Source organism: Novosphingobium lindaniclasticum LE124 (assembly GCF_000445125.1).
Lineage (GTDB): Bacteria > Pseudomonadota > Alphaproteobacteria > Sphingomonadales > Sphingomonadaceae > Novosphingobium > Novosphingobium lindaniclasticum.
In genome coordinates this window covers 1-912 of record NZ_ATHL01000043.1, presented here as the reverse complement: position 1 = coordinate 912, position 912 = coordinate 1, and the positions used below count along the sequence as shown (strand labels likewise).

Annotated in this window: 2 protein-coding genes; both read right to left on the bottom strand. The window is 34.5% G+C overall.

The genetic code is table 11. The features are described 5' to 3' along the window. A partial coding sequence (locus L284_RS47200) for a transposase (RefSeq protein ID WP_160172098.1) occupies positions 1-294 on the bottom strand: 294 nt, incomplete at its 3' end. Between the two features lie 285 nt (positions 295-579). Further along, a partial coding sequence (locus L284_RS47195) for an SDR family oxidoreductase (RefSeq protein WP_152524613.1) occupies positions 580-912 on the bottom strand: 333 nt, incomplete at its 5' end.

The following is a 912-nucleotide window of genomic DNA, read 5'->3' as shown; positions in this document are numbered from 1 at the left end:
TTTATAAGAAGGTTTTTGATTTTGTGATAGCCACATCATTCGGATGCTATCATTAAGCATTTTTTCTATTTTACGACCTGAGAATACAGATTGTGTGTAGGCATATAGAATCACTTTTAACATCATTTTAGGATGGTACGAAGTTGCACCACGGTGATGTCTGAATTCGTCGAATTCATTGTCATGAATTGTTTCAACAATATCATTTACATGTCGTGAAATATCATTTGTGGGGATAAGAACTGAAGTTTCCATTGGTAGAGTAAGTTGAGTCATGTTATAATTTTTATACATAAGGCACCTCGTTAATTTAGTTTAGTGATGTTTATTAAATTATACGAAAGTGCTTTATTTTTTTAAAGTATTACAATGTAAAATTACATATAAATACAAAGTATTTTGGCGAGACTCTTGAGGGAACAGGACAAGCTGAAGACTACAGGCTGAAGCTGTCCCCTAAGAAAGCGAGCCAACAATACGGAGTATTGTAAATAAAGAAGCCAGTAAATGAATTTGTTAAAACTCATTTACTGGCTATTTCTCTAGGGTTTATGTCCCAGACTCAATTGATTTAATTTATTATTTTATTGCGTGGAAACCACTATCTACATGGATATTCTCACCAGTTACGCCACTTGAGAAATCACTCAATAAGTAAGCAGCTGTTTTACCTACTTCTTCTTGATCCACATTTCGTCTTAATGGTGCACGTTCTTCAATTTCTTTAAGGATTGTGTTGCAACCACCAACACCTTTAGCACTTAACGTACGAATTGGACCAGCAGAAATAGCATTTACTCGAATGTTGTCCGGGCCTAAATCATAAGCTAAATATTTAACATTAGCTTCTAAACTTGCTTTAGCTACACCCATCACATTATAGTTTTGAACGGCAAATTCACCACCAAGGTA